Source organism: Microcystis sp. BLCC-F210, from assembly GCF_042134685.1.
GTDB classification, from domain to species: Bacteria; Cyanobacteriota; Cyanobacteriia; order Cyanobacteriales; family Microcystaceae; genus Microcystis; species Microcystis aeruginosa_D.
This window is the reverse complement of record NZ_CP169647.1, coordinates 2,922,950-2,930,000: the sequence shown is the minus strand read 5'-3', so window position 1 is coordinate 2,930,000 and position 7,051 is coordinate 2,922,950. Positions and strand designations below refer to the sequence as shown.

Here is a 7,051-nt window from a genome sequence, read left to right as displayed (position 1 = left end):
GTGGAAGAAAGAAAAGAAGCTCCGAATCAGCACCTTATCTTACTTATATAGTAAGAGAGAATGCTGGCTCTGAGTACAGAGTCCAGAGGAACCTTGAAAACTGCATAGAGCTAGGTGAAAAAGCCAAAAAAGAAGACCGCAAGGTCAAGCTAATAAGGGCTAACGGTGGATACCTAGGCACACGGAAGCGAAGAAGGACGTAGTTACCGACGAAACGCTTCGGGGAGCGGGAAGCAAGCATTGATCCGAAGATATCCGAATGGGGCAACCCTAAACACGACCACCTGAATACATAGGGTGGAGCGAGCAAACCTGGTGAACTGAAACATCTTAGTAGCCAGAGGAAAAGAAAGCAACAGCGATTCCCCCAGTAGCGGCGAGCGAAAAGGGAACAGCCTAAACCAAGTTCTTCGGAACTTGGGGTCGTGGGACAGTAACAAAAGACTGGGAAATTTAGACGAAGCGGCTGAAAACCGCACCAGAGAAGGTGAAAGTCCTGTAGTCGAAAAAGGAACCAGCTTAACTGCATCCCGAGTAGCATGGGGCACGTGAAATCCCGTGTGAATCTGCCTCGACCACGAGGTAAGGCTAAATATTCCCGTGTGACCGATAGAGAAACAGTACCGCGAGGGAAAGGTGAAAAGAACCCCGGAAGGGGAGTGAAATAGAACATGAAACCGTTAGCCTACAAGCAATGGGAGGACGATTGAACGTCTGACCGTGTGCCTGTTGAAGAATGAGCCGGCGACTTACAGGTTATGGCAGGTGAAGGGGGAAGACCCCACAGCCCCAGCGAAAGCGAGTCTGAACAGGGCGAAAAGTCATAATTTGTAGACCCGAACCCGGGTGATCTAACCATGGCCAGGATGAAGCTTGGGTAAAACCAAGTGGAGGTCCGAACCGACTAATGTTGAAAAATTAGCGGATGAGCTGTGGTTAGGGGTGAAATGCCAATCGAACTCGGAGCTAGCTGGTTCTCCCCGAAATGTGTTGAGGCGCAGCGGTAGTGGAAGTTTAGTCGGGGTAAAGCACTGTTTCGCCGCGGGCTGGGAGACCGGTACCAAGGCGAGGCAAACTCTGAATACGGCTAAAAAAACTACCAGTGAGACGGTGGGGGATAAGCTTCATCGTCAAGAGGGAAACAGCCCAGACCACCAGCTAAGGTCCCCAAATGATAACTAAGTGAGAAAGGAGGTGGGAGTGCATTGACAACCAGGAGGTTTGCCTAGAAGCAGCAATCCTTAAAAGAGTGCGTAATAGCTCACTGGTCAAGCGCTCCTGCGCCGAAAATGAACGGGGCTAAGTTATCTACCGAAGCTGTGGACAGTGAGCGTAAGCGAACTGTGGTAGGGGAGCGTTCTATAGGGGGTGAAGCAGTAGCGGCAAGCAGCTGTGGACTCTATAGAAGTGAGAATGTCGGCTTAAGTAGCGAAAATGTGGGTGAGAATCCCACACCCCGAAACCCCAAGGTTTCCTCCGCAAGGCTCGTCCGCGGAGGGTCAGTCAGGACCTAAGGCGAGGCTGAAAAGCGTAGTCGATGGACAACGGGTTAACATTCCCGTACCGATTAATGATTGTGCCGGAGAACGGAGAAGGTCAACGTCAGCTGGATGTTGGTTACCAGTGCAAGCAGTCGAGGCGATGAGAGGTGGAGAAAACACCAGGAGCTAAGACGCGAGTCCCACCTCCCACGGGAGGGAAGTGGCGCTGATCAAGCTTCCTAGAAAAGCCCGAACCACGTTAATCATTAATTGCCTGTACCCGAAACCGACACAGGTGGGGAAGTAGAGAATACTAAGGGGCGCGAGATAACTCTCTCTAAGGAACTCGGCAAAATGACCCCGTAACTTCGGGAGAAGGGGTACCCTCGCAAGAGGGTCGCAGTGAATAGGCCCAGGCGACTGTTTACCAAAAACACAGGTCTCCGCCAAGTCGTAAGACGCAGTATGGGGGCTGACGCCTGCCCAGTGCCGGAAGGTTAAGGAAGTTGGTCAGGGCTGAGCTTGTCGAAGCCTGAAGCTGACGACCGAAGCCCCGGTGAACGGCGGCCGTAACTATAACGGTCCTAAGGTAGCGAAATTCCTTGTCGGGTAAGTTCCGACCCGCACGAAAGGCGTAACGATCTGGGCACTGTCTCGGAGAGAGACTCGGCGAAATAGGATTGTCTGTGAAGATACGGACTACCTGCACCTGGACAGAAAGACCCTATGAAGCTTTACTGTAGCCTGGAATTGGCTTCGGGCTTCGCTTGCGCAGGATAGGTGGGAAGCTTTGAAACTCTCCTCGTGGGGAGGGTGGAGCTAACGGTGAGATACCACTCTGGCGAGGCTAGAATTCTAACCCTGACCCCTAATCGGGGCGGGAGACAGTTTCAGGTGGGCAGTTTGACTGGGGCGGTCGCCTCCTAAAAGGTAACGGAGGCGCGCAAAGGTTCCCTCGGTCCCGTTGGAAATGGGACGATAGAGTGCAAAAGCAGAAGGGAGCTTGACTGTGAGACCCACAAGTCGAACAGGGACGAAAGTCGGCTTTAGTGATCCGACGGCACCGCGTGGAAGGGCCGTCGCTCAACGGATAAAAGTTACTCTAGGGATAACAGGCTGATCTCCCCCAAGAGTTCACATCGACGGGGAGGTTTGGCACCTCGATGTCGGCTCATCGCAACCTGGGGCTGAAGTCGGTCCCAAGGGTTGGGCTGTTCGCCCATTAAAGCGGTACGTGAGCTGGGTTCAGAACGTCGTGAGACAGTTCGGTCCATATCCGGTGTAGGCGTAAGAGCATTGCGAGGAGCCTTCCTTAGTACGAGAGGACCGGGAAGGACGCACCGCTGGTGTACCTGTTATCGTGCCAACGGTAAACGCAGGGTAGCCATGTGCGGAGCGGATAACCGCTGAAAGCATCTAAGTGGGAAGCCCACCTCCAGATGATTGCTCTCATGGCATTAAGCCAGTAAGGTCTCGGGTAGACTACCCGTTGATAGGCTCTAGATGGAAGCTCGGTAACGAGTGCAGTCGAGGAGTACTAACCGACCGAGGGCTTGACCTCATTCTTCTTTCACCACTTTTTTCCTAGCTTTTGCAGTCTTGAGGGTTCTACCCTTCCTGGTGTCTTTAACGTGATGGCACCACTCCGATTCCATCCCGAACTCGGTTGTGAAACTTCACCGTGGCCAAGATACTTGTCGGGTTGCCGACCGGGACAATAGCTCGATGCCAGGATTATTCTTTCCTACCCCTCAATCTCACCAGATTGGGGGGTTTGGTTTTGTGTATTCCTCTTTTAGGACTGGGCATTGGAATTGCTGGTGATGTGGGGTGTGGGGTGTGCCAGAGATGGGAGCGCCGGAGAATAAATAAAAATAATCTCCTGACTCCTGACGGCAGCTGATGTATTTTTTTCATTAAAGATGAGGCTAATCTCTGCCATCTTAGGGCATACTGTGAGTGTAACGAAGCACTATATTATTCAGGTTGCTTTCCCACTCCTTCCCTAGCTGAATCTCTATCTTGGAGAAGCCATTAGTCATGATCGAAATGAAAGTCGCTGGAATTGCCCTAGACGCTATCACTCGCAGTCCCATTGTACTGCTGAAGGATGGTTCCGAGCGTCGCGCCCTACCTATCTACATCGGACAAGATCAGGCTAAGGCTATTATCACCGTTCTCGAACAACAAAAACCCCCTCGTCCCCTCACCCACGATTTGATCGCTAATATTTTTAAAGCTTGGGACATGGATTTAGAAAAGATTATCATCCATTCTCTCCAAGATAATACTTTTTATGCTGTCCTCTGTCTCCAGCGCGGCGAAGTCAAAAAAGAAATCGATTGTCGTCCCAGTGATGCGATCGCTATTGCCCTGCGTACCAACACTCCTGTCTGGGTAATGGAAGAAGTGATCGCTTCCGCTTCTATCCCTGTCGATCGTGACGCCGATGAGCAGGAACGTCAAGCTTTTCGCAATTTCGTCTCCAATCTTAGCCCCTCAGACCTGATCCAACGTCACGGTGATTTTAGTGATCAGTGAACATTCAGGAGATAGGAGATAGGAGATAGGAGTCGGGAGATAGGAGACAGGAGATTATTTTTATTTATTCTCCCCATTTCCCCACAGCAATTCTCATTTTGAAACGATTTTGCGTTGTTTCAGCGATCTATAGATTCGTTAAGAATTATTAACCCCTCTAGGTGCAAGGGTTTTAATGTCATGAAACCTTAAAATGAGAATTGCTGATTTCCCCATTTCCCCATTTCCCCATTTCCCCATTTCCCCATTTCCCCATTTCCCCATTTCCCCACACCCCAATACCTTCTAACTAACAAATGAGGCTCTTCGTTACTTGGTATGGTTCGATAGGGGGCATAAATCGACTAAATCCTTATCTGGCAAGGAATTTAATTGATTAGTTCGCTTTAGATCAAAAGCAATTGACAAAAATCGCCAAATGCCTTTGTATATAAGGGTTCCATCCCTTATAACCCCCGTCCATTGCATAAGACAAACCGAAGAACCACAAATGATAACTGATAACTGATAACTAACAACTGATAACTGGTAACTGGTAACTGATAACTGAATCAATGCGTTATCGACGATTTGGCCATACTAATTGGCAATTTTCGCTGTTTTCCCTGGGGACAATGCGCTGTTTGTCCTCAGAGTCGATGTTTATTGCAACACTAGATCGCGCCCTAGAATTGGGGATTAATCACCTAGAAACAGCCAGAGGTTACGGTAATAGCGAAGTTTTTCTCGGTCGCTATCTGCAGCGTCAAGGGGTGCGGGAGCGGGTTTATCTGACCACGAAATTAGTCCCCACTCCCGATCGCCAAACTATGGAAAAAGCGATCGCCGAATCCCTAGAACGATTACAATTAAATTACCTCGATTGTCTAGCAATTCACGGTATTAACACCCGCGAGCATTTAAACTGGATTAAAGACCCGCAAGGCTGCATGAAAGCCGTTTTTATGGCCCAAGAAGCTGGAAAAATTGGTCATATTGGCTTTTCTACCCATGCACCCCTAGAAATTATTCTGGAGACAATCAATACAGATTTCTTCGCTTTTGTCAATATCCATTACTATTTTTTTTGGCAAAGACAGCAACCAGCGATTGCTTTGGCCCAAACAAAGGACATGGGTGTGTTTATTATCTCCCCTGCTGATAAGGGAGGTAGTCTCCACAGACCTCCCAAGAAGCTAGAGGAATTATGCGCCCCTTTTTCACCCCTAGAGCTAAATTATCGCTTTTTATTGAGCGATCCGCGCATTACTACCCTCAGCGTCGGGGCAGCGATCCCAGAGGAATTAGAGACAATTATTAACGTATGCGAAGAAGATCAGCCTCTAGATGCGGCAGAAATTGCCGTTTTTAAGCGTTTAGAGGCACATTTAACCGATAAATTGACTACAGATTTATGTAGCCAATGTTATCAATGTTTACCCTGTCCCGAAAATATTAACATCCCTGAAGTGTTGAGACTGCGGAATCTGGCAGTAGCTTACGAAATGACCGATTTTGGCCAGTATCGCTATCGAATGCTGGAAAATGCTGGTCATTGGTTCCCCGGACGCAAGGCCAATAATTGTACTGAATGTGGTGATTGTTTACCTCGCTGCCCGGAAAAATTGCCGATTCCCCAGCTGCTATTTGATACACACGAACTACTTAAAGGACCAGCGCAACGGAGATTGTGGTCATCTTAGGACGAAACCCGAAAAAATTTTTTGGGGGGATCGTCAAAGTGTAAAAACTATCTTAAGATTAACAGGTAAGAGAATTAACTTTCTTGAATTTAAAGAGACAAAAAACAAGAAATAGATTAAGGAGTAAAGGATATGGCACTCGTCCCCATGCGGTTATTGTTGGATCACGCGGCTGAGAACGGATATGGCATCCCCGCTTTTAACGTAAATAATATGGAGCAGATCCAAGCGATCATGCAAGCGGCGGCAGCCACCGATAGCCCCGTTATCCTGCAAGCTTCTCGCGGTGCGCGCAAATATGCAGGGGAAAACTTCCTGCGTCACTTGATCACCGCCGCGGTGGAAACCTATCCTCATATCCCCATCGTGATGCACCAAGATCACGGTAATGAACCCGCCACCTGCTACTCGGCGATCCGTAACGGTTTCACCAGTGTTATGATGGATGGTTCCTTAGAAGCGGATGCTAAAACTCCCGCCACCTACGAGTACAACGTTAACGTTACTGCGGAAGTGGTAAAAGTTGCCCACTCGATCGGTGCTAGTGTGGAAGGGGAACTCGGTTGTTTAGGTTCCCTAGAAACTGGTAAAGGAGAAGCGGAAGACGGCCACGGTTTTGAGGGAGAATTAGATCACTCGATGCTGTTAACCGATCCCGATGAAGCGGTGGATTTCGTCGAAAGAACCCAAGTAGATGCTTTAGCAGTAGCCATTGGTACTAGCCACGGTGCTTATAAATTTACCCGCAAACCCACCGGCGAAATTCTCGCTATTAGCCGCATTGAAGAAATTCATAACCGCTTACCCAATACTCACTTGGTTATGCACGGTTCTTCCTCGGTTCCTGAAGATCTCCTCGAATTAATCAACCAATTCGGTGGCGCTATCCCTGAAACCTACGGTGTTCCCGTGGAAGAAATCCAAAAAGGCATCAAGAGTGGTGTGCGTAAAATCAATATCGATACCGACTGCCGTTTAGCCATTACCGCCGCAGTTCGGGAAGCGCTATTCAGCAACCCGAAAGAGTTTGATCCCCGTTTCTTCCTGAAACCCTCGATCACCTATATGCAGAAAGTTTGTGCCGATCGCTATCAACAATTTGGTACCGCCGGTAACGCCAGCAAAATCAAGCAAATGTCCCTCGATGACTACGCAGCCAAATATGCTAAAGGGCAATTAACCCAAGTCAGCAAAAAAGTTGTGGCTGTCTAGTGGCTAAACAATTAAGCGATCGCTTAATGGCACCGATTTAGTAGAATTTTTTGGGGGTAGTTAACCATAACTACCCTCTTTTTTATCAAGAACGTTCGCTCTTTGTGTCCTTTGTGTCTTTGTGGTTCCTTCTAC

At 48.8% G+C, this 7,051-nt stretch carries 3 protein-coding genes and 2 rRNA genes; all 5 read left to right on the top strand.

What is annotated here, in order from left to right; translation table 11 throughout:
* Positions 1-142 precede the first annotated feature (142 nt).
* Positions 143-3,042: ribosomal RNA gene (locus ACE3JL_RS14080) — 23S ribosomal RNA — on the top strand.
* A gap of 55 nt (positions 3,043-3,097) precedes the next feature.
* Positions 3,098-3,215, top strand: a 5S ribosomal RNA gene (rrf, locus tag ACE3JL_RS14075).
* 306 nt (positions 3,216-3,521) lie between these two features.
* The gene (locus tag ACE3JL_RS14070; RefSeq protein WP_271990313.1) at positions 3,522-4,022 is read left to right on the top strand and encodes a bifunctional nuclease family protein; all 501 of its coding nucleotides are present in this window, start codon (positions 3,522-3,524) and stop codon (positions 4,020-4,022) included.
* Between the two features lie 554 nt (positions 4,023-4,576).
* On the top strand, positions 4,577-5,704 hold the full coding sequence (locus ACE3JL_RS14065; RefSeq protein WP_375327747.1) for an aldo/keto reductase: 1,128 nt from the start codon (positions 4,577-4,579) through the stop codon (positions 5,702-5,704).
* 132 nt (positions 5,705-5,836) lie between these two features.
* On the top strand, positions 5,837-6,916 hold the full coding sequence (gene fba / locus ACE3JL_RS14060; protein ID WP_002744497.1) for a class II fructose-bisphosphate aldolase: 1,080 nt from the start codon (positions 5,837-5,839) through the stop codon (positions 6,914-6,916).
* Positions 6,917-7,051: the final 135 nt, after the last annotated feature.

Coding starts and splice junctions, on each gene's coding strand:
- ACE3JL_RS14065 (WP_375327747.1), top strand. CDS start 4,577: ATGCGTTATCGACGATTTGGCCATACTAATTGGCAATTTTCGCTGTTT.
- fba (WP_002744497.1), top strand. CDS start 5,837: ATGGCACTCGTCCCCATGCGGTTATTGTTGGATCACGCGGCTGAGAAC.
- ACE3JL_RS14070 (WP_271990313.1), top strand. CDS start 3,522: ATGATCGAAATGAAAGTCGCTGGAATTGCCCTAGACGCTATCACTCGC.